The sequence below is a fragment of the Mycobacterium sp. genome (assembly GCF_052145595.1).
GTDB lineage: Bacteria > Actinomycetota > Actinomycetes > Mycobacteriales > Mycobacteriaceae > Mycobacterium.
In genome coordinates, this window is sequence record NZ_JBKQOI010000204.1 from 1 (window position 1) to 19,854 (window position 19,854).

Here is a 19,854-nt window from a genome sequence, read left to right on the forward strand (position 1 = left end):
GGAGGCGCTGGGCATGGGCTGGCCGGAGGGCATCACCCCGCAGGCCCACCTCAATCGGGAGCTGTGGATCGGAGCGGTGGTCGCTTCGCTGGTCGTCGGTGTCATCGTGTGGGGCCTCATCTTCTGGTCGTCCGCCTTTCACCGCAAGAAGGCAACCGACACCGAACTGCCCCGACAGTTCGGCTACAACATGCCGCTGGAGCTGGTGCTCACCGTGACGCCGTTTCTCATCATCTCGGTGCTGTTCTACTTCACCGTGGTGGTGCAGGAGAAGATGCTGCATCTGGCCAAGGACCCCGAGGTCGTGATCGACGTCACTTCCTTCCAGTGGAACTGGAAGTTCGGTTATCAGCGCATCAATTTCAAAGACCGCACGCTGACCTACGACGGCGCCGACCCCGCCCGCAAGGCCGCGATGGTCTCCAAGCCGGAAGGCAAGGACTCGCACGGGGAGGAGCGCGTCGGGCCGGTGCGCGGGCTCAACACCGAGGACCGGACCTACCTGAATTTCGACAAGGTCGAGACCCTGGGAACCAGCAGTGAAATTCCGGTGCTGGTGTTGCCCGCCGGCAAGCGCATCGAATTCCGGTTGGCGTCCGCGGACGTCGTGCACACGTTCTGGGTGCCGGAATTCCTGTTCAAGCGCGACGTGCTGCCCAACCCCGAGGCGAACAACTCCGTCAACGTGTTCCAGGTCGACGAGATCACCAAGACCGGGGCATTCGTCGGTCACTGCGCCGAGTTCTGCGGCACCTATCACTCCATGATGAACTTCGAGGTTCGGGTGGTGGCGCCCAACGACTTCAAGGCCTACCTGCAGCAACGGATCGCCGGAAAGACCAACGCAGAGGCATTGCGGGCGATCGCCCAGTCGCCGGTAGCGGTGACCACCCACCCGTTCGAGACCCGCCGCGGTGAATTGACCGCAAGCCAGTAGGTGAGGACGCTCAATGCATATCGAAGCCAGGCTGTTTGAATTCATGGCCGCGTTTTTCGTTTTCGCGGCGGTGCTGTACGGGGTGCTCACGGCGCTGTACGCCACCGGCGGTGAGGAGTGGGCGGGCACCACCGCACTGGCGCTGACCGGTGGCATGGCGTTGATCGTGGCCACCTTCTTCCGGTTCGTGGCGCGTCGGCTGGATACTCGGCCCGAGGACTACGAAGGCGCTGAGATCAGTGACGGGGCAGGGGAATTGGGGTTCTTCAGCCCGCACAGCTGGTGGCCGATTCTGGTCGCGTTGTCGGGCGCAACCGCCGCGACCGGTATTGCGCTGTGGCTGCCGTGGTTGATCGTTGCCGGGGTGGTGTTCATCCTTGCTTCGGTGGCCGGATTGGTCTTCGAGTACTACATCGGTCCCGAGAGGCACTGATTGGCGTCCCAAAGGTCACAATCAGGGCATCAGTTGATCAGCGGCCCGTTCGCCAAGACTTATTTGCTCTATTCCGTTCGGTAGGGTTTGCCCAGGCACAATGAGAATCTCGCGAGCGCGCGCGCAACGAAGTAGCCGCGGAGCCCCGCGCGCCGGGGATGAAGTTGGACAGGGCAGGCAAAGATGAGCGGGCCAAATCCTCCGGGATGGGATCCTGATGAATCCGATTCCGCCAGCGAGCTCAGCCATGAACCGGATTCCGGCGATGAAGTGGAATCCGGCGAACTCGATTCCCATGACGGGCTGGAACCACTCGACGACAGCGGCAAAATAGCGGCGCCAGACCAGACGGGCCAGACGGATGCGTATTCGCGGGCCTACTCGGCTCCCGAGTCCGAGCATTTCATCAGCGGCCCGTATGTGCCGGCCGACCCCAGGCTCTACGACTACGACGCCTACGACGATTCCTCCGACTCCGATGACGAGCACGGTGCTCCGCGCTGGCCATGGGTGGTCGGCATCGCGGCCATCGTGGCCGCGATTGCGCTCGTGGTTTCGGTGTCGCTGCTCGTCACGCGTAACGACACCAACAAACTTGCCAACCCCGGCCCCACGACCACCCCGTCGACGCCGCCGATGCAGGACGAAATAACGACCACCACGGCGCCGCCCCCGCCGCCGCCACCACCGCCGCCCACCGCGACCCCTACAGCCACGGAGACCCAGACTGTGACGGTGACGCCACCTCCGCCACCACCGGCGCCGACGACCACTGCGGCGCCCCCGCCGGCGACCACAACGTCGGCGCCGCCGCCGACCACCGCGAGCACCACCCCGGCCGGTCCGCGGCAGGTCACGTACTCGGTGACCGGCACCAAGGCGCCGGGCGACATCATTTCGGTGACCTACGTCGATGCCTCCGGTCGGTCACGCACCCAGCACAACGTGTACATCCCGTGGTCGATGACGGTGACACCGATCTCGACGTCCGACGTCGGCTCGGTCCAGGCGTCCAGCCTCTTCCGGGTCAGCAGACTCAACTGCGCGATCACCACCAGCGACGGGGCGGTGCTGTCGTCGAACAACAGCGACGCACCGCAGACGAGCTGCTGATGGTCAGCAGATATTCCGCGTACCGGCGTGGGTCGGACACCGTTCCGCCGGATGTCATCGATCGCATACTGGTCGGGGCGTGCGCCGCTATCTGGCTGGTGTTTTTGGGCGTGAGCGTGGCCGCGTCCGTCGCGCTGGTGGATTTGGGCCGGGGCTTTCACAAGATGGCCGGGAACTCGCATACCACGTGGGTGCTGTATGTCGTCATCATCGTTTCCGCGCTGATCATCGCCGGGGCGATCCCGGTGCTGTTGCGCGCTCGTCGCATGGCCAATGGCGATCCTGCCGCTTCGTCGATGACCGGGCCGGGCAGGCCCCAGGTGCGCCTCATGGCTCCCGCCGCGCGCACGGCGGCCCAGCGGGCGCGCCAGCAGAGCGTTCAAGCGGTGGAGCCGGAACCCAAGTGGTCCGGCGCGGCTGTCGATCGGGTCTGGTTGCGCGGCACCGTCGTACTGATCGGCACGATGGGTGCCGCTCTGATCGCGGTCGCGGCGGCGACGTATCTGATGGCCGTCGGTCACGACGGCCCGTCCTGGGTCGTCTACGGGGTGGCCGGGGTCGTCACCGCGGCGATGCCGGTCATCGAATGGCTGCATGTCCGGCAGCTGCGCCGCGTGGTCGCCGCGAGCTAGCCCGGCCAGGCGCCCAGCTGTGCTGGATTGCCCGGCTTCTCAGCAGGTCGTGCCGACCCGCATCGTCGCCGGGCTGTGCTGGATTGCCCGGCTGTGCCGAGCTAGTGTTCGCCGTTCGGGGAGCCGACGCTGCTGTCCTGGTGTTCGCGCAGCGCGGTCAGGGCACGTTGCTCGGAGGTGTGCGCCGCCTCGCGCAGCTCCGCGTCCTCAGCCGCCGGATCGGCGAACAAGAAGCTGCCGCTGCCCGGGGTTCCGGCCGAGCCCAGCTTGTTCATTCGCTTCGGCACCGGCGCGCCCTGGTATTCCAGCGGTATCGGGTGGCCGTGGTCGTCGACGGGCCCCAGCGGCTGATGCAGCTCGATGTAGGCGCCGTGCGGCAGCCGTTTGATGATGCCGGTCTCGACGCCATGCTCGAGCACCGACCGGTCGCTGCGCTGTAGCCCGATGCACCACCGGTAGGTGATGAAGTAGACGAACGGCGGAAGGATCACCATTCCGATGCGGCCGATCCACGTCGTCGCGTTCAGCGAGATGTGGAACTTGAACGCGATGATGTCGTTCATCGCCGCGAGGGTGAGCAGCATGTAGAAGGAGATCGCCATCGCGCCGATCGACGTGCGCACCGGGACGTCCCGCGGCCGCTGCAGCAGGTTGTGGTGGGCGTAGTCGCCGGAGAACCGCTTCTCCAGGAACGGGTAGATGGTCAGCAGGATGAAAACTCCGCCCATGATCAGGGCGACCCAGACCACCGCGGGGATGGTGTGATGCCAGAAGTAGAACTCCCACGGCGGCCAGATACGGGCCAGGCCCTCCGTCCACATCATGTAGAAGTCCGGCTGCGAGCCGGCCGAAATCTGAGATGGCTTGTAGGGACCCAGATTCCAGATCGGGTTGATCTGTAGCAGGCCGCCCATCAGACCCAGCACGCCGGTGATAGCCGCGAAAAACGCACCGGACTTCACCGCGAACGCGGGCATCACCCGCACGCCGATGACGTTGTGCTCGGTGCGCCCGGGGCCGGGGAACTGGGTGTGCTTCTGGAACCACACCATTGCCATATGCAGCCCGATCAGGGCCAGGATGATCCCCGGCAGCAGCAAGATGTGCAGCGCGTAGAGCCGGGGGATCAAGATGGTGCCCGGGAAGTCGCCGCCGAACAAGAACCAGTGCAGCCAGGTGCCGATCACCGGCATGCCCAGCGTGATCGACGAGATCGCGGCGCGCAGGCCGATACCCGACAGCAGGTCGTCGGGCAGCGAGTAACCGAAGTACCCCTCGAACATGGAGAGGATCAGCAGCAGCGAACCGATGACCCAGTTGGCCTCGCGCGGCCGCCGGAACGCTCCGGTGAAGAAGATGCGCGCCAGGTGGACCATGATCGCGCCGGAGAACATCAACGCGGCCCAGTGGTGGATCTGGCGGACGAACAGGCCGCCCCGGACTTCGAAGGAGATGTCCAGCGCCGACTCGTAGGCGCGCGACATCTCGACGCCGCGCAGTGGTTGGTAGACGCCGTGGTAGGTCACCTCGAGCATGGACGGATCGAAGAACAGCGTCAGGTACACGCCGGTGAGCAGCAGCACGATGAAGCTGTACAACGCGATTTCACCGAGCAGGAACGACCAGTGTGTGGGGAAGACCTTGTTGAGCTGTCGGCGAACCGCCGCCGACGGGTGATACCGGGTGTCGATGTCCTCGCCCTGGCGAGCCAGGACATCGCCGATCTTCGGGGGACTCAGTTTCGGGCTCATGTTGTTGTGCGCTCCCAGAATGCCGGTCCGACGGGCTCGACGAAGTCACCGTTGGCGACCAGGTACCCGTTGGTGTCGATGGTGATGGGCAGTTGTGCCAGCGCGCGGGCCGCCGGACCGAAGATCGGCTTGGCGAAATGCAATGCGTCGAACTGCGACTGGTGACAAGGGCACAGGATTCGGTAGGACTGCTCTTCATACAACGATGACGGGCAACCCAGATGCGAGCAGACCTTGGTGAAGGCGAAGAACTCGCCGAAGTTGAAGCTCTCCTGGCCCTGGCGTTTGACCACCCGGGGCATGTCGGTGGGCCGGATACGGATGAGCATCACCGGGTTGCGGATACCCATCGCGATCGCATTGAGCTTTTCGTGTGATTCCACGGTGGTGCCGTCGCCGTCGGACTCCCGCCACGGGAAGACGGTCTCCATCCCGCCGGCGTCCATGTCTTCCGGGCGCATTTTGACGAACGGCGCTCCTTCGCTCGTCCCGGTGGCCCGCGCCAGGTAGATGGTCTCGCCGTGGTAACGCGGGGTCCAGCCCGACGTCCACAGCACGGCCTTCATCCCGTCGGCGGTGGGGACCACCGGCTTCCACGGGTTCTTGATCAGGCCACCGACAAACGCCACCAGGGTGCCCACGCCGAACGCGCCCAGGCCCATGCCCAGCGACAGCCCGATCACCTTGCGCCGTCCGATAGTCGAACCCTGGTAGGCGTCGGCCAGGTTCGCCACGACCGTCTTGCGGTCGATCTCGCGAGACGCGCCGTCGTGTCGCTCCTGGATCGAAATCTCTTCCGGGATAAACCTTTTCTGGTAAAGGATCGCGCCGATAGCGATCGACAAGACGGACAGTCCGAAGGTCAGGCCGTACAGCGGGGTGGCCAGCGTGTAAAAGAGGCTGCCCGCGGACTCCTTGGGTTTGTACTCCCACGGCCAAAACAGGAAGACCAGCAGCAGCGCCAGCCCGAAGCCGCCGCCGCCCAGCAGAAGCCAGGCCGCCACGCCCCGCTCGGCGCGCTTTTCGGCTTTGGTGCCTTCGACCGGCCAGCGCGGCTCCTTGAAGACGATCTCGACGCCGTCGAGCCTGCCGCCCAGCGCCAGCAGTTCCTGCTGTGACATCGCGGCCAGCGCCGCCTCGTCGGGCTCGTGGGCCGGCCCGGCGCCTTCAGTGACCTTCGAGTCGCTCATTGTGCTCGCGCCCCAATCCACAGTGCCAGCCCGATGGCGGCGACCATCCCGATGATCCAGAAGGCCATGCCCTCGGGTGCGGGTCCGAAGCCACCGAGTCCGTAGCCGCCCGGCTGGCGCTCTTCGCTGACGGTCTTGACGTAGCCGATGATGTCCTTCTTGGCCTCGAAGGAAAGCTGGCGGTCGGAGAACTTCGGCATGTTCTGCGGACCGGTCAGCATGGCGGCGAGTATCTGCTGCTCATTGGCCGGCCCCAGTTCGGGCGCGTACTTACCGGACGACAGCGCCCCGCCCTTTCCGGTGAAGTTGTGGCACGAGGCGCAGTTGAGCCGGAACAGGTCGCCGCCGCGGCCCAGGTCGTCGCCGCGCAGCGATTGCATCGCGAGACTGCCGTCGGGGTTGCGCACCAGGGTGGGGCCACCGCCGTTGGCTTGCACGAAGGCGCCGATCGCGTCGATCTGAGACTCGTCGAAGATCGGCTCTTTGCGCGGCGCCTGGGCCTCACCGCGCATGGCGGGCATCCGGCCGGTGGATACCTGGAAGTAGACGGCCGCCTCGCCGACGCCGATCAGGCTGGGCCCGTGGTCGGGCACACCCTGCAGGTTGGCGCCGTGGCAGGACACGCAGGAGGTGTCGAACAGCTGCTTGCCGGTGCGCAGCAGCGCCGAGGAAGACTCGTCGGCGACGGCCACCTGCGGGGTGGGGGTCAGCACGGCGGCCAGCCCGCCGGCGACGGTCAGTGCGATCAGCAGCAGCAGTCCGCCCGACAGCCGGCGGCGAAGACGCCGCCGGGAGCGATCATTTCGCTTGCTGCGACCGGATCGGGTCGACCCCAGTTTCTTCAACCGAGCACTCCTGTTCATTCCTTTTTGAAAGCGCCGGCCTTCATCGGATGAAATAGATCACGGTGAACAGCGCGATCCACACGATGTCGACAAAATGCCAGTAGTAGGAGACGACGATGGTGGCGGTCGCCTGCGCCGGAGTGAACTTGCTCATCGTGGTGCGGGCCAGCAGGAAAATGAATGCGATCAGTCCGCCGGTGACGTGGAGCCCGTGGAAGCCGGTGGCCAGATAGAACACACTGCCGTATGCGCTACTTGGGATCGTGGTGCCGTGCGTCATCAGGTGGAAGTACTCGTAGGCCTGCCCGAGGACGAAGAACAGGCCCATGAAGAAGGTGATCACATACCAGCGGCGCAACCCGAAGACATCGCCGCGCTCGGCCGCGAACACACCCATCTGACAGGTGAACGACGACGCGATCAGCACCAGCGTCACCGGCACGGCTTGGTAAAGATTCAACTCGGTCGGCGGCGGCGGCCACTTCCCGCCGGCCTGCGCACGCGCTGTGAAGTACATCGCGAATAGGCCAGCAAAGAACATCAGTTCGCTCGAAAGCCAAACTATGGTGCCGACACTGACCATGTTGGGCCGATTCAGCGAATGCACTCGCGACGTGATCGCAGTACCCGAGGTCCCCACAGCGCTGGTCACATCCGCAAGTATGACGCTTTGTAGTTGTCGAACTCTACCCGGGGCGCCAATTGAGGTTTTCTCGATCTTTTCGTAGTGGCGCGCGCGCCGATGCCGGCGCGCTTTCGGCAACGGTTTGGGGGCGGTTGGCCGTCGTGGGACCATCGGCGCGTGGCTGCGTCATCTGAGACTTCCTCTGGTGTGGGGTCTCTCGGGGCCGGGGCAGGCTCGGCATCGACGTGGCCGCAGGTCCTGGCTCGTTTGACGGACGGTCAGGACCTGGCGCGGGGCCAGGCGGGCTGGGCCATGGACCAGATCATGACCGGCAACGCGAGCCCGGCCCAGATCGCCGCCTTCGCGGTGGCGATGAAAATGAAGGTTCCCACCGCGGCCGAAGTCAGTGAGCTGGCCGACGTCATGCTGAGCCACGCGCGCCCGATGCCGGCCGACGCGGTGCGCGGGGACACCGTCGACATCGTCGGCACCGGCGGTGACGGCGTCAACACCGTCAACCTGTCCACCATGGCGTCGATCGTGGTTGCGGCCGCGGGCGTGCCGGTGGTCAAGCACGGCAACCGGGCGGCGTCGTCGCTGTCCGGTGGCGCCGACACGCTGGAGGCGCTCGGGGTGCGGATCGATCTCGGGCCGGAGCAGGTCGCGCGCAGTCTCGCCGAAATCGGCATCGGGTTCTGCTTCGCGCCGGTCTTCCACCCGTCGTACCGGCACGCGTCCGCGGCGCGCCGTGAGATCGGGGTGCCCACTGTGTTCAATCTCCTTGGGCCGCTTACCAATCCGGCCCGGCCACGGGCGGGTTTGATCGGCTGCGCATTCGCCGACCTGGCCGAGGTGATGGCCGGAGTATTCGCGGCGCGCCGCTCCAGCGTGCTGGTGGTGCACGGCGACGACGGGCTCGACGAGTTGACGACCACCACCACGAGCACGATCTGGCGGGTACAGGCCGGGACGGTGGACCGGCTGACTTTCGATCCCGCGGGATTCGGGTTCGCCCGCGCCGAACTCGAGGACTTATTGGGCGGTGACGCGCAAGCCAACGCGGCCGAGGCGCGTGCCGTGTTGGCCGGTGCCAAGGGCCCGGTCCGCGACGCGGTGGTGCTCAACGCCGCCGGGGCGATCGTCGCGCATGCCGGCCTATCCAGCCGCGCTGAATGGTTGCCGGCGTGGGAAGACGGGCTGCGGCGTGCCACCGAGGCCCTCGACTCCGGTGCGGCCGAACAGTTGCTGGCGCGTTGGGTGCGCTTCAGCCAGCAGCTCTGAGCCGGGGACAACTTGTTCGGCGGCCAGCCGCGCCGAGCGCGCGGTTGCCGCCCAAGCCGCCCAGGCGCCGGCCGACCGCAGCGGCGAGGCCCAGCCACTGGAGTCGGTGTCGGTGTCGCAGACCCGGACGATGCGCACCCCGGGGGTGGCGAGCCAACGCGCGACGAGCGCGGTCTCCTCGACCAGTGCGCCGCCCAGCGGGGCCGCCACTGGCAGGATCGCTTGTGCGCCAGCGTGAATGGCGTCGACCACTGGCATGGGCGGCACCCCGCGTTTGGCGGTGCCGGCCGCGGCGAGTTGGCCATAGCGGATGACCGCGAGGTGATGGCCACCCTGACCATCGGGTGCGGCGGCGATCAGCTCGGGCAGCGCGGCCAGCGCGCGCAGCCGCTGCCCGCGCCACAGCGTCTCGATGGCGGTGGCGGTGTGGTCGCGCAGCCGCGCGGCGCTTTCGAACAGGCGTTGCTCGGCGAGCGCGCTGACCTGGTGCACGGCGGCGGACAGGGCGCCGTTGTCCAGTCCGTCGATCAGCGCCGCGACGCGCGCCACCGCCGCCGCGTATTGAGTGGCCGTGACGTCGCGGGCGGCCGGGCAGGGCGACACCTCGAGCTGGGGACAGGCGGGCCCGTGCAGGGCCGAACGTCCCAGCCGCGCGGTACAGGTCCGGATGCCGGTGAATCGCGCCAGCAGGGCGCCCGTGTCGGCGGCGTCGGTGCGGGACCGGAACGGGCCGACGGCGCGGTCGTGCCGCGGTGCTCGCACCACCGATAGCCGCGGGAACGCCTCATCGGTCAGCGTCAGCCACCACCAACGTTGCGGGAATCTGGACCGGCGGTTGTACGGCGGGGCGTGTGCGGCCAGCATCCGCAGTTCGCGCACACCGGCCTCCAGCGAGTGCGCGCATTCGACGTGGTCGACCGCGCTGGCCAGGGTGACCATCTCCTTCATCCGGCCGCGGGGATCGGCGCCGGTGAAGTACTGACTTACCCGGCGCCGCAAGTCGACGGCGGTGCCGACGTAGAGCACCTCGCGCGCCGGCCCGCGGAACAGGTAGACCCCCGGACGGTGCGGCAGGCCTTCCGCCAGTACCCGCTTGCGGCGCTGGGTCGGCGTCACGTCGGGCAGATACGAGCACAGGTCGGCGTAGGTGACCACACCCTGGTTGCCCACTCGCTCGATGAGTGCGTGCAACACCTCGACGGTGGCGCGGGCGTCGTCGAGGGCGCGGTGGGTGGGCTGGGCGGCGACGGCGAACAGCCGCGCCAGGGCGGCCAGCCGCACGCTGGGGGCTTCCTCGCGGGTGAGCACCCGGCGAGCCAGCCGGACTGTGCACAGCACTTGCGGCCGCGGCCAGGGGGTTTCGCATCGCTGCGCGGCGGCCCGCAGAAATCCGATGTCGAAACCGGCGTTGTGGGCGACGAGCACCGCACCGCCGGCGAACTCCAAAAAAATGGGCAGCACGGCGTCGATGGTCGGGGCGTCACACACCATCGCCGAGGTTATGCCGGTGAGCTGCACGATCTGGGGCGGGATGCTGCGCTGCGGATCAACCAGGGTCGCGAACTCACCGAGCACGACGCCACCGCGGACCTTGACCGCCCCGATCTCGGTGATGGCGTCCGGGGGAGTTCCGTCGGTGCTCCTGGTTCGGCCGCCGGTGGTCTCCAGGTCCACCACGACGAAAGTCGTTTCGCGCAACGAGAGTTCGCCGGTTGGGGACCTGGAGACCACCGCCGGGTCCCAGGGCCGTGCCCGGCCTCTCTCCAGGTCGGCGAAACTCAGCTGAGTCGCGCCGCTTGCACCCATGGCCGCGACGTTAAGCATCACTACCGACAGCTGCGGGTTCCCACGCCGGGCGAGATGTGGCCGGCCGATAGATGTCGGTGGCCGCGGTTAGCGTTCGGATAGCCGACTTCGTGTTCGGAGAAGTCAGACCGAGAGGACCGCCTGATGGCCCAATGCAACAGCAACGCGCACCACGACGGCGGTGCGCCCGGCGCGGAAGCACCAGTGGTGATCGATTGCGACGACTGCGCGGCGCGCGGCCCGGAATGCCGCGACTGTGTGGTCAGCGTGTTACTCGGGGTCCCGGAAACTTTGTTGCGGGACGAACGTGCCGCTCTGGAGGTGCTTGCCGATGTCGGATTGGCGCCGAGATTGCGTCTGGTGCCAATTCGTCGCGATCGCGGGTTCGGTGTCGCTTAAATGCCTTGCGAGCCAAAACCGCTGGACCGCCGTGGTGTCCGCACCATCACTCACATAGAAATGACAGAAATCTATCCATTTTCTTAACGGCCCGCTTTGGACAAACGCCGATATCGTTTCGTAACCTGTTTGAGACCTGAACTAGCTCGGACGGCGATCCGTCAACGGCCGTTTAAGGAAGCAAATTTTGAGGCTCGACTGTATGTACCCGCGTGCGCGTGTCCTCACACGTTCTTGCCTGGGTATGTTAGCGGGCTTGACCGTCTTCTCAGGAGTGATTGCCGCGAACTCGGTGGCCGATCCTGCCGATGACGCGCTGGCAAAGCTCAACGAGCTGTCTCGCCAGGCCGAGCAGACCACCGAGGCGATGCACAGCGCGCAGCTCGACTTGAACAACAAGCTGGCAGCCCAGCAGGCGGCAGACAAGAGGCACGCCGACGACCAGGCCACCGTGGATTCGGCGAAGGCACGCCTGGCGGCCTTCCAAGGCGCCGTCAACAAACTTGCCGCCGCGCAATACATGGGTGGCCGCGTCGACAGCATGGAGGCCATGCTGACCGCGGAATCACCGCAAGGCCTGATCGACAAGCTGGCTGTGCAACGGCTGATGGCGACTGAAATGCGCACGCAGATGGCGAGTTTCCGGGTTGCCGGTGAGCAGGCCGCCAAAGCCGAGCAGGAATCCGCCAAGTCCGCCGCCGACGCGAAGAGCGCGGCCGAGCAGGCGGCCGCGGTCCGGGCGAGCCTGCAGTCCAAGCAGAGCCAGCTGCAGGTGCAGATCGCGGTAGTCAAGTCGCAGTACGTGTCCTTGTCGCCCCAGGAGCGGATCGTGCTTGCCGGGCCCGGCCCCGTTCCGGCGGCGGCACCGGCACCCGGTGCGCCGGTGCCGGACGCGTTGCCGCCCGGCACGCCGCCGCCCGGCGGGCAGCCACCGGGCGGGGCTCCACCTCCCGGCGGACTGTTTGCACCGCCTCCCTTCGGCGGGGGTGGCGGTGACCGCGCCACCGTCGTGCAGGCGGCGCTGACCCAGGTCGGCTCGGCTTACGTCTGGGGCGGTGCGGCACCCGGCGGGTTCGACTGCTCCGGATTGGTGATGTGGGCATTCCAGCAAGCCGGTATTCAACTGCCGCACTCGAGCCAGGCGCTGGCCCAGGGCGGTCAGCCGGTCGCGCTGTCGGACTTGCAGCCCGGCGATGTACTGACGTTCTATTCCGACGCGTCGCACGCCGGCCTCTACATCGGTGACGGCATGATGATCCATTCCTCCACCTACGGCGTGCCGGTGCGGGTGGTGCCGATGAACTCGTCCGGCCCGATCTACGACGTCCGCCGCTACTAAACGCCTCGGCCCGGAGCTTCTCCGGCGCCGCCGGTGGCTTCCGATGCTGCTGGCGTGGGTGTTCGTCGTCGAGTTGGTCGCGGCTGCGGCCGTGCCCGTCGATTCGGTTCTCGACAGTCATGCCCGGCCCGCACAGCTGGTCGCGCCCACCCCGAGTTCGCCTCGCGCCACTGCGACGTCGGTTGTCGTCGGCGACCGGACCGTCTCGCTGCGCGGACGCGGTGGTCCGGCTACCGACCGCCTGCTGTCCCGAATCGTGTCCGACATGGGCGCCGCGGTCGGCGCCGTGGAGGCCTTCTGGGGCCTCGACTGGTCGCACGAAATCTCGGTGGTGGCCGCCGGCTCGGACGAAGAGTTTCGGGCTGCCGCCGGCGGGGGGCCGGCGTCGCAGTGGGCCGATATCGCGGCGGTAACCGTCGCCGATCGCGTCGACCCGGCGCGCAGAGTGGCGCTCGGCCAGCGGATCGTGTTCGCCCCGGGCGCTGCCGGCATGAGCGAATCGGCACTGCGAATCGTGTTGGCACACGAGCTTTTTCATTATGCGGCGCGCGTCGACACCGCCCCGGATGCACCTCGATGGCTGACTGAGGGGGTAGCCGATTTCGTCGGGCGGCCCAGCACCCCGGTGCCCGCCGATGAGGGCTCCGCGCCGGATGCGCTGCCGTCGGACGCCGAGCTAGACACGCCCGGACCGCAGCGCTCGCTCGCCTACGACCGCGCATGGTGGTTCGCCCGGTTCGTCGCCGATACCTACGGCGGGCCCCAGTTGCGCGCCCTGTACGTGGCCGCCTGCGGTTTCGGGCACCCCGACTTTCCCACCGCCGTCCGCGACGTACTCGGCACCGACGCGGCCGGCTTGCTGGTGCGCTGGCAGCAGTGGATGCTCGGCTAGCCTGACGCAGGTGAGCCGGGTCCTGCTGGTAACCAACGACTTTCCGCCCCGCCGGGGCGGCATCCAGTCCTACCTGCGCGAGTTCGTCGGTCGGCTGGTTGACGCCGGATCGCATTCCGTGCTGGTGTACGCCCCGCAATGGAAGGGTGCCGACGCCTATGACCAGGGGGCCGACTCAGCCGAGGGGGCCGGATTCCGCGTGGTGCGCCATCCGGGGACGCTGATGCTGCCCGGCCCGATGGTGGATGCCCGGATGCGCCGGCTGATCGCCGACCACGGGATCGACACCGTGTGGTTTGGTGCGGCCGCACCGTTGGCGCTGCTGGCGCGGCGCGCCCGGCAGGCCGGGGCGACGCGGGTGCTGGCCAGCACGCACGGCCACGAAGTGGGCTGGTCGATGCTTCCGGTGGCGCGATCGGTGCTGCGCCGCATCGGCGAGGACACCGACGTCGTCACGTTCGTCAGCCGGTACACGCGATACCGGATCGCGCCGGCCCTCGGACCCGCGGCCGCGTTGGAATACCTGCCGTCCGGGGTCGACACCGACCGGTTCCGGCCCGACCCCGCCGGCCGCGCCGAGCTGCGCGACCGCTACCGGCTGGGCGAGCGGCCCACCGTGGTGTGCCTGTCGCGGCTGGTGCCACGCAAGGGCCAGGACATCCTGATCAAGGCGCTGCCGTCGATCCGGCAACGCGTCGACGGAGCCGCCCTGGTCATCGTCGGCGGCGGTCCGTATCTGCGAGCGCTGCGCGCGCTGGCCCAGGATTGCGGAGTGGCCGACCACGTGACATTCACCGGCGGGGTCCCGGCCGCCGACCTGCCGGCGCACCATGCACTGGCTGACGTTTTCGCGATGCCATGCCGCACCCGCGGCGCGGGCATGGACGTCGAGGGCCTGGGCATCGTGTTTCTGGAGGCCTCGGCGACCGGCGTGCCGGTAATCGCCGGCAAATCGGGTGGAGCTCCAGAAACCGTGCAGCACAACAAGACTGGCCTACTGGTCGACGGCCGCTCGGTGCACGAAGTCGCCGACGCGGTCACCGAGTTGCTCACCGATCGTGACCGGGCCGCCGCGATGGGCGCCGCCGGGCGCGCGTGGGTGACGTCGCAGTGGCGCTGGGACACGCTGGCCGCCCGGTTGGCGGACCTTCTCCGCGGAAACGGCCCGAGCGCGACGCTGGGGTGACGTTCGGCCGTCAGTCCTTTTGGTAGATCGCCTCGATTTCGGAGGCGAACTTCTCCGCTACGACGTTGCGTTTGACCTTCATGGTCGGCGTCAGTTCCCCGGTGTCCTCGGTGAAGTCGACCGGCAGGATGCGGAATTTGCGGATCGACTCGGCATGCGAGACAGCCAGATTGGCCTGCTTGACGGCCCCGTCAACCTCGGCGATCAGGTCGGGGTCGGTGGCCAGATCACCCACTGACGCGCCGGCCGGTTTGCTGTTGCGTTGCTTCCAAGCGTCGAACGCCTCCGGGTCGACGGTGATCAGTGCGCCGATGAACGGCTTGTTGTCCCCGACGACCATCGCCTGGCTGATCAGCGGGTGGGCGCGCAACTGGTCCTCGAGCACGGCCGGGGCGACGTTCTTGCCGCCGGCGGTGACGATGATCTCCTTCTTGCGGCCGGTGATGGTCAAGAAGCCGTCCTCGTCGATCGCGCCGAGGTCGCCTGTCCTGAACCAGCCCTTGGTGAATGCCTCCGCGGTGGCCTGCTCGTTGCGCCAGTAGCCGCTGAATACAACGCCGCCGCGCACCAACAGCTCATTGTCATCGGCGATGCGCAAACCGTTGCCCGGCACCAGCTTTCCGACGGTCCCGATCTTCAGGGCGCCGATCTGGTTGACCGTGATGGCCGCGCTGGTCTCGGTCAGGCCGTAGCCCTCGTAGATGGTCAGGCCCACCCCACGGTAGAAGTGGCCCAGCCGCGAGCCCAGCGGCGCGCCGCCCGAGACAGCCGCGTGGCAGGCACCCCCCAGCGCCGTCCGCAGCTTCTGATAGACCAGCCGGTCGAACAATGCATGTTTGGCGCGCAGCAGCAGCCCGGGCCGGCCGCCGTCGTGGGCCTGGCTCCAGTCGACCGCGGTCTGCACGGCGATCGTGAAGATCCGCCCCTTGCCGTCGTTGGCGGCGTTTTTCTCGGCGGTGTTGTACACCTTTTCGAACACCCGGGGCACCGACACCACCACCGTCGGTTTGAAGACCGCGAACATGGGCAGCAGGTTCTTGATATCGCTGGTGAATCCGACGGTCATTTTGCTGGCGAACGCGGACAAGGCGAGTGAGCGAGCCAGCACGTGGGCCAGCGGCAGGAAGACCAACAGCCGCTGACCCGGGCGCAACAGGGTTGGCAGGCACTCCTGCGTGCCGCGCATCTCGTGCAGCAGGTTGGAATGGCTGAGTTGGCAGCCCTTGGGTCGCCCCGTGGTGCCCGAGGTGTAGATGAGCGTCGCCGCGTCGTGCGCGCGCAGTGCCTCAAGCCGGGCGGTCAGCTCGGCCGGGTCGACCGAGGCGCCGGCCTCCACGAGCTGGTCGAGCGCCTTGGGACCGGCGCCGTTGATGTGCAGCACCCGGCGGAGCGCGGGCAATTCGCCGGTCAGCTCGGTCACGATCGCCGCATGCGCGTCGGTTTCGGCGAACGCCAACACCGCCTCCGAGTTCTGCACCACCCAGCGCACCTGTTCGGCCGAGGACGTCTCATAAATCGGCACGGTGACCGCACCCACCGACAGGATTGCCAGGTCGAGGATCGCCCACTCGTAGCAGGTGGCCGAAAAGATGGAGACCCGGTCACCGGCCTGCACTCCCAGCGAGATCAAGCCCAGCGCCGCGGAGCGAACCTGACCGGCCGCCTCGGCGCACGTGACGTCGGTCCAAACGCCGTCGATCTGACGCTGGTAGATGACAAAGCCGGGGTCGTCACGCTCATGCTCGAAGACCATGGCCGCGATATTGTCGTGCTCGCCGACGGAAAAGCGGGCGGGGACGCTGTACTCACGCACTCTTATGACCTCATCTGCCCGTAGTGACGTTTCCGGGTGACCTTTCCGGGGCCGGCCCGCTGTCGCCCAGCCTAATCCGCGCCTCACGCAGCACGATGGCAGTCGGTTGGGTCATGACACGATCGCGGCGACACCCGGCGTGCCCTCCGATCGGTGCCTGGCACGGGTTGTGTGAAGCTTGAGGTAATGAACAGCATCCAGATCGCCGACCAGACGTATATCGCCGCCGCCGGCGCACGGGTCGGCGCCGCGCTCGCCGATCAGTCGTGCTGGCGCCGGTGGTGGCCGGACCTGAGGCTGCAGGTGGTCGAGGATCGCGCCGAAAAGGGCATCCGGTGGGTGGTCACCGGCGCGTTGACCGGCACCATGGAGGTCTGGTTGGAACCGTCAATGGACGGGGTGGTGCTGCACTACCTCCTGCATGCCGAACCGACCGGCCTGGCCGCCTGGCAGATGGCCAAGCTGAACCTGGCGACACTGACACACCGCCGCCGGGTGGCGGGCAAGAAAATGGCCTTTGAGGTCAAGAGGACACTGGAACGGTCACGTCCGGTCGGGGTTTCTCCGGTAGTTTAACTCCGGTCAAGGTTTGGCACGAGGAGTACCGTTTCGGCCCAGGGGCCATGGTATTCCAGTAGATTTCCGGGGTCGACCGGCTTGCGGGAGAGAGGGCAGCAGCCAGGTGGCGGAAAAGACGACGCAGACCATTCACATCGACGCCGATCCGGACACGGTGCTGGAGGTGATCGCCGATATCGACTCCTACCCGGAGTGGATCTCGGAGTACAAGGAAGCCGAGGTGCAAGAGCGGGGCGCCGACGGTTACCCGAAGACCGTGCGATTCGTGATGGACGCCGGCGTCATCAAAGACACCATGGTCATGTCCTACCAGTGGCCGGAAGACCGTCACTCGCTGAGCTGGACCCTGGTCTCCAGCTCGCTGCTGCGTTCGCTCGAAGGCACATACCGCTTGGCGCCCAAGGGATCTGGCACCGATGTCACCTATGAACTCTCGGTGGATCTTGCCCTCCCGATGATCGGGTTGCTCAAGCGCAAGGCCGAGCGCAGGCTGACCGACAGTGCGTTGAAGGATCTGAAGAAACGAGTCGAGGCTGAGTGAGTCCAGCGAATCCCGGGTGCCCACCCCGGCCCGGATCAGTCTCTTCGTGGGCAAGGGCGGGGTAGGAAAATCGACCCTGGCATCCGCTACCGCCGTCTGTGATGCGGGCGAGGGTCAGCGGGTGCTGGTGGTGTCCACCGACCAGGCGCACTCGCTGGGCGACGTGCTGGGTATCGCCATCCCGCCGAGCGGCCAGGGCGAATTGGTCCGGGTGCTCGCCGACCTCGAAACAGGGCGGGCGGAGGCGGGCGGTGGCTTTCTCGATGCGCTGGCATTGGACACCCTGGCCCTGCTCGAGGCCCGGTGGCATGACGCGGTCAACACCTTGGATCGGCGGTTTCCCGATTCGGAGTTGAGCACCATTGCCCCCGAAGAACTCTCGGCGTTGCCGGGCGTTCAGGAGGTCCTCGGCTTGCACGCCGTCGGCGAGCTCGCCGCCTCCGGGCGATGGGATCGCATCGTCGTCGATTGCGCCTCGACCGCGGATGCGTTGCGAATGTTGACCTTGCCCGCCACCTTCGGGCTCTATGTCGAGCGCGCGTGGCCGCGCCATCGCAGGCTGTCCATGGCCGGTGACGACGCCCGGTCGGCCGCGGTGGTCGAGCTGCTGGAGCGCATCAGCGCCAGCGTCGAGCGGCTCAGCGCGTTGCTGACCGACGGCGACCTGGTGAGCGCGCATCTGGTGCTGACCCCCGAGCGGGTGGTCGCGGCCGAGGCCGTCCGGACGCTGGGTTCGTTGGCGCTGATGGGCGTCCGCGTCGAGGAGCTGATCGTCAACCAGGTTCTGCAGGAAGACGAGTCCTACGAGTACCGCAACCTGCCCGAGCACCCGGCGTTCTACTGGTACTCCGAACGCATCTCCGAACAGCGCGCCGTGCTCGACGAACTCGACGCCACCATCGGTGACGTGGCGCTGGTGTTGACTCCGCACCTGTCCGGCGAGCCGATCGGTCCCAAGGCGCTGGGCGCACTGCTCGACGGCGCCCGTCGGCGGCGAGGAGCGGCGCCACCGGGCCCGTTGCGTCCCATCGTGGACCTCGAATCCGGCGCGGGACTTGGGTCGATTTACCGGATGCGGCTAACGTTGCCCCAGCTCGATCCTTCAGCGCTGACGCTGGGCCGGGTCGACGACGACCTGATCATCAGTGCCGGCGGGTTGCGGCGCAGGGTTCGGTTGGCGTCGGTGCTGCGGCGATGCACCGTGCTGGATGCACACCTGCGGGGTGGTGAGCTGACAGTTCGATTTCGACCAGATCCGGAGGTGTGGCCTAAGTGAGTAAGGCTCATCCCGATATCGGTCCCGAGTTACGCAGACTCGCCCAGGCGATCCTGGACGGAATCGACCCCGCGGTGCGAACCGCAGCCGCATTGACGGCGGGCGGGGGAGTCGGGACCGGCAAGTGCCAGCAGGTGTGGTGTCCGGTGTGCGCGCTCGCCGCGCTGGCGACCGGCGATCAGCACCCGCTGCTAACCGTTATCGCCGACCACAGCATCGCGCTGATGGAGGTCATCCGCGGCATCGTCAATGACGTCAATGACATCGATCGGTCGGCCAAACCGCCGCCCGACGGGCCGCCCGGCGGCGGCCTCGGCGCCGAGACAGACGCCGGCACCGCCACGGGTGACGGTGCCGCGAGAACCCGTTACCAGCCCATCCCGGTCACCGTCGAGGAGTGACCCGCGCGCCGAAGGTGGTCGGCCCCGCCGCGGATGGGTACAGTTGGCCAGAACACCTTGGGCGCGCGGGAGAGGGAGGCCATGTGGTACTGGCTATTCAAGTACATCTTCATGGGTCCGTTGCTTTCCCTACTCGGTCGACCGAAAGTTGAAGGGCTCCAATACGTTCCGAGTTCCGGCCCGGCGATCCTGGCCAGCAATCACTTAGCGGTGGCCGACAGTTTCTACCTTCCGTTGGTGGTGCGCCGCCGAATCACATTCCTGGCGAAGTCGGAGTACTTCACCGGCACCGGCCTGAAAGGCCGGCTCACCGCCTGGTTCTACAGCGTCTCCGGCCAGGTGCCCATCGATCGCGCCAACGCCGACGCCGCCCAGGCCGCATTGGACACCGCCGAGCGGCTACTGGGCCAGGGGAAGTTGTTGGGTATGTACCCCGAGGGCACGCGCTCGCCCGACGGCCGGCTGTACAAAGGCAAGACCGGCCTGGCCCGGCTGGCCCTGCAAACCGGCGTGCCGGTCATCCCGGTGGCGATGATCGGCACCAATGTGGTCAACCCGCCGGGCAGCAAGATGTGGCGGTTCGGGCGGGTAACCGTCCGGTTCGGCGAGCCGATGGACTTCTCACGATTCGAAGGCCTGGCCGGCAACCGCTTCATCGAGCGGGCCGTCACCGACGAAGTGATCTACGAGCTGATGGGGCTCTCCGGCCAGGAGTACGTCGACATCTACGCGGCCAGCGTCAAGGAACGCGGCAACGGAGCCAATCCCGCCAGCGAGGCCGCGCGGATCCCCGAGACCGCCGTCGGTTAGTCCGC

The 19,854-nt window shown here is 67.3% G+C and carries 19 protein-coding genes and 1 pseudogene; 14 read left to right on the forward strand and 6 right to left on the reverse strand.

Features of this window, described 5'->3' with window-relative positions:
- The 4 genes from ctaC to ACLP4W_RS18500 form a co-directional block, all read left to right on the forward strand.
- The coding region (gene ctaC / locus ACLP4W_RS18485) for an aa3-type cytochrome oxidase subunit II (protein ID WP_442388369.1) at window positions 1-937 on the forward strand (937 nt) is incomplete at its 5' end.
- A gap of 13 nt (window positions 938-950) precedes the next feature.
- The gene (locus tag ACLP4W_RS18490; RefSeq protein ID WP_442388371.1) at window positions 951-1,370 is read left to right on the forward strand and encodes a cytochrome c oxidase subunit 4; all 420 of its coding nucleotides are present in this window, start codon (window positions 951-953) and stop codon (window positions 1,368-1,370) included.
- A 183-nt stretch (window positions 1,371-1,553) separates the two neighbouring features.
- Window positions 1,554-2,483 (forward strand): MmpS family transport accessory protein, encoded by a 930-nt coding sequence (locus tag ACLP4W_RS18495; RefSeq protein ID WP_442388373.1) that lies wholly within the window; start codon window positions 1,554-1,556, stop codon window positions 2,481-2,483.
- On the forward strand, window positions 2,483-3,115 hold the full coding sequence (locus tag ACLP4W_RS18500; RefSeq protein ID WP_442388375.1) for a DUF2561 family protein: 633 nt from the start codon (window positions 2,483-2,485) through the stop codon (window positions 3,113-3,115). The genes ACLP4W_RS18495 and ACLP4W_RS18500 overlap by 1 nt, the downstream gene beginning before the upstream one ends.
- Before the next feature lie 101 nt (window positions 3,116-3,216).
- On the opposite strand, the gene qcrB is transcribed toward ACLP4W_RS18500, so the two are convergent.
- From qcrB to ctaE, 4 genes are read right to left on the reverse strand one after another with little or no spacing between them, the layout of a single operon-like run.
- Entirely contained in the window at window positions 3,217-4,866 is a 1,650-nt protein-coding gene (gene qcrB / locus ACLP4W_RS18505) for a cytochrome bc1 complex cytochrome b subunit (RefSeq protein ID WP_442388376.1), read from the reverse strand.
- On the reverse strand, window positions 4,863-6,056 hold the full coding sequence (qcrA, locus tag ACLP4W_RS18510; protein ID WP_442388378.1) for a cytochrome bc1 complex Rieske iron-sulfur subunit: 1,194 nt from the start codon (window positions 6,054-6,056) through the stop codon (window positions 4,863-4,865). The genes qcrB and qcrA overlap by 4 nt, the downstream gene beginning before the upstream one ends.
- Window positions 6,053-6,901: a cytochrome bc1 complex diheme cytochrome c subunit gene (gene qcrC, locus ACLP4W_RS18515; protein WP_442388380.1), complete on the reverse strand. Its 849-nt coding sequence runs from the start codon at window positions 6,899-6,901 to the stop codon at window positions 6,053-6,055. Before qcrC ends, qcrA begins: the two co-directional genes overlap by 4 nt.
- Before the next feature lie 40 nt (window positions 6,902-6,941).
- Window positions 6,942-7,553, reverse strand: a complete 612-nt coding sequence (ctaE, locus tag ACLP4W_RS18520) for an aa3-type cytochrome oxidase subunit III (RefSeq protein WP_442388382.1) — start codon at window positions 7,551-7,553, stop codon at window positions 6,942-6,944.
- 150 nt (window positions 7,554-7,703) lie between these two features.
- On the opposite strand from ctaE, the gene trpD reads away from it, so the two are divergent.
- Window positions 7,704-8,807 (forward strand): anthranilate phosphoribosyltransferase, encoded by a 1,104-nt coding sequence (trpD, locus tag ACLP4W_RS18525; protein ID WP_442388384.1) that lies wholly within the window; start codon window positions 7,704-7,706, stop codon window positions 8,805-8,807.
- On the opposite strand, the pseudogene ACLP4W_RS18530 reads toward trpD, so the two are convergent.
- Window positions 8,745-10,631: pseudogene (locus tag ACLP4W_RS18530) on the reverse strand (DEDD exonuclease domain-containing protein); the annotation flags it as partial. The gene trpD and the pseudogene ACLP4W_RS18530 overlap by 63 nt on opposite strands.
- Window positions 10,632-10,757: 126 nt before the next feature.
- Between ACLP4W_RS18530 and ACLP4W_RS18535 the strand changes: the two are divergent.
- The 4 genes from ACLP4W_RS18535 (at window position 10,758) to pimB (ending at window position 14,429) form a co-directional block, all read left to right on the forward strand.
- Window positions 10,758-11,012, forward strand: coding sequence for a hypothetical protein (locus ACLP4W_RS18535; protein WP_442388386.1), 255 nt, complete (start codon window positions 10,758-10,760; stop codon window positions 11,010-11,012).
- Between the two features lie 202 nt (window positions 11,013-11,214).
- Window positions 11,215-12,351 carry a peptidoglycan hydrolase RipC gene (ripC, locus tag ACLP4W_RS18540; RefSeq protein ID WP_442388444.1) on the forward strand — a complete coding sequence of 379 codons (1,137 nt, stop codon included), beginning with the start codon at window positions 11,215-11,217 and terminating at the stop codon, window positions 12,349-12,351.
- A 43-nt stretch (window positions 12,352-12,394) separates the two neighbouring features.
- Window positions 12,395-13,243, forward strand: a complete 849-nt coding sequence (locus tag ACLP4W_RS18545; RefSeq protein WP_442388387.1) for a hypothetical protein — start codon at window positions 12,395-12,397, stop codon at window positions 13,241-13,243.
- Window positions 13,244-13,253: 10 nt separating this feature from the next.
- Window positions 13,254-14,429, forward strand: a complete 1,176-nt coding sequence (gene pimB / locus ACLP4W_RS18550) for a GDP-mannose-dependent alpha-(1-6)-phosphatidylinositol monomannoside mannosyltransferase (RefSeq protein ID WP_442388389.1) — start codon at window positions 13,254-13,256, stop codon at window positions 14,427-14,429.
- Between the two features lie 10 nt (window positions 14,430-14,439).
- On the opposite strand, the gene ACLP4W_RS18555 is transcribed toward pimB, so the two are convergent.
- A complete protein-coding gene (locus ACLP4W_RS18555; RefSeq protein ID WP_442388391.1) occupies window positions 14,440-16,242 on the reverse strand; it encodes an AMP-dependent synthetase/ligase in 1,803 nt (600 codons plus the stop codon).
- A 186-nt stretch (window positions 16,243-16,428) separates the two neighbouring features.
- Between ACLP4W_RS18555 and ACLP4W_RS18560 the strand changes: the two genes are divergently transcribed.
- The 5 genes from ACLP4W_RS18560 (at window position 16,429) to ACLP4W_RS18580 (ending at window position 19,849) form a co-directional block, all read left to right on the forward strand.
- On the forward strand, window positions 16,429-16,818 hold the full coding sequence (locus ACLP4W_RS18560; RefSeq protein WP_442388393.1) for a polyketide cyclase / dehydrase and lipid transport: 390 nt from the start codon (window positions 16,429-16,431) through the stop codon (window positions 16,816-16,818).
- A gap of 106 nt (window positions 16,819-16,924) precedes the next feature.
- Window positions 16,925-17,362, forward strand: coding sequence for an SRPBCC family protein (locus tag ACLP4W_RS18565; RefSeq protein ID WP_442388395.1), 438 nt, complete (start codon window positions 16,925-16,927; stop codon window positions 17,360-17,362).
- A gap of 16 nt (window positions 17,363-17,378) precedes the next feature.
- Window positions 17,379-18,638, forward strand: a complete 1,260-nt coding sequence (locus ACLP4W_RS18570; protein WP_442388397.1) for an ArsA family ATPase — start codon at window positions 17,379-17,381, stop codon at window positions 18,636-18,638.
- Entirely contained in the window at window positions 18,635-19,039 is a 405-nt protein-coding gene (locus ACLP4W_RS18575) for a hypothetical protein (protein WP_442388399.1), read from the forward strand. Before ACLP4W_RS18570 ends, ACLP4W_RS18575 begins: the two co-directional genes overlap by 4 nt.
- 81 nt (window positions 19,040-19,120) lie before the next feature.
- The gene (locus tag ACLP4W_RS18580; protein WP_442388401.1) at window positions 19,121-19,849 is read left to right on the forward strand and encodes a lysophospholipid acyltransferase family protein; all 729 of its coding nucleotides are present in this window, start codon (window positions 19,121-19,123) and stop codon (window positions 19,847-19,849) included.
- Window positions 19,850-19,854 lie beyond the last annotated feature (5 nt).